Here is a 1345-nt window from a genome sequence, read left to right on the forward strand (position 1 = left end):
GGCTCTCCGTTGGCAAGGATTGATTTGACGTTCTGCTGAGCCTGGTCGGTGCGGCCATGTGTTCGACCTGTTGGTGCGGTTCGCATGACCGCTGGCCATAATGCCTTCCGCGAAGATGGGTCCTGACCAACAGCACGCGCTCGAGGCGCTCTGGCGCATATAGGTTCTCCCGCCTTCCGGTTTCGACCGGCTGTCGCATTACATCTCGTCCGCCCTTCCCAAGTTCGTCGGCCGCAGCATGACGCCGGACCTGTCCTTTATGCCGCGAGCGGCTCCCGGTAGCGTTCACCGCTGTTCATGATCGCCCAAATCATGCGGGCGTTCTTGTTGGCTAGCGCCACCGCCGCAACCTTCGGCGTTCGTCGAGCCAGTAACTGCACGAGCCACGGCCGGCGCGTGCCGTTGCGCTGGGCGTATCGAACGACTGCGAGCGCGCCGACGACCAGCATCTGTCTCAGATAGCGGTCGCCCTGCTTGGTGATCCCGCCGAGCCGTTCCTTGCCGCCGCTGGAATTCTGTCTGGGCACCAGACCGATCCAGGCCGCCAGGTTGCGTCCGGACTGGAAGGCCTTGGGATCGGCCACCGTGGCAACGAGAGCGCTGGCGAGCAGCGGCCCGACGCCAGGTATCTCCATCAACCGGCGGCCGATTTCTGTGGAGCGGGCATTGGTGCGGATCAGCCGGTCGGTTTCCAGAATTTGTTCATTCACCAAGCCGAGCTGAACAACCAGCATTCTGAGGCAGACCCGCGCCTCGGGAGGCACGCGCTCGTCGGCGGCATCGGCGATCACTTCGATCAGTCTCTCGAGGCCTTGGCGACCGACGGCCGCCGCGAGCCCGAACTCTGCCATGTGGCCGCGAATGGCGTTCGAGATCTGTGTGCGCTGGCGCGTCAGGATCAGCCGGGTCCGATGCAGCACCATGACGCTCTGCTGGTCCCGCGACTTCACAGGCACGAAACGCATCGTCGGCCGGGTCACTGCCTCGCAGATCGCCTCCGCGTCGGCCATGTCGTTCTTCTGGCGCTTCACATACGGCTTCACATAGCTCGGCGGCATCAGCCGAACATCGTGGCCCAGCCCAATCAACTCGCGCGCCCAGTGATGCGATGTTCCGCAGGCCTCGACCCCCACCAGACACGGATCAAGCTTGCCAAAGAACTTCAGCAGTCGCGCCCTCGTCAGTTTCTGTCGAATGACGACGACGCCTTCAGCATCGACGCCGTGTACCTGGAACACGGACTTCGCGATGTCCAAACCAACCGTGACTACCTGATTCATGGCTTTCCTCCAGCTCTGCCGGAGGCTTAACGCCGCCGGTGGGTTGGAGAGCCGTCCACAGCATC

General features: G+C 63.3%; 1 protein-coding gene. It reads right to left on the reverse strand.

Annotated features, from left to right (window positions below; translation table 11 throughout):
* Positions 1 to 257: 257 nt before the first annotated feature.
* The gene (locus HX774_RS04770) at positions 258 to 1280 is read right to left on the reverse strand and encodes an IS110 family transposase (protein ID WP_178824693.1); all 1023 of its coding nucleotides are present in this window, start codon (positions 1278 to 1280) and stop codon (positions 258 to 260) included.
* Positions 1281 to 1345 lie beyond the last annotated feature (65 nt).

This window comes from Brevundimonas sp. P7753 (assembly GCF_013386595.1).
In the GTDB taxonomy this organism is placed as follows: domain Bacteria; phylum Pseudomonadota; class Alphaproteobacteria; order Caulobacterales; family Caulobacteraceae; genus Brevundimonas; species Brevundimonas bullata.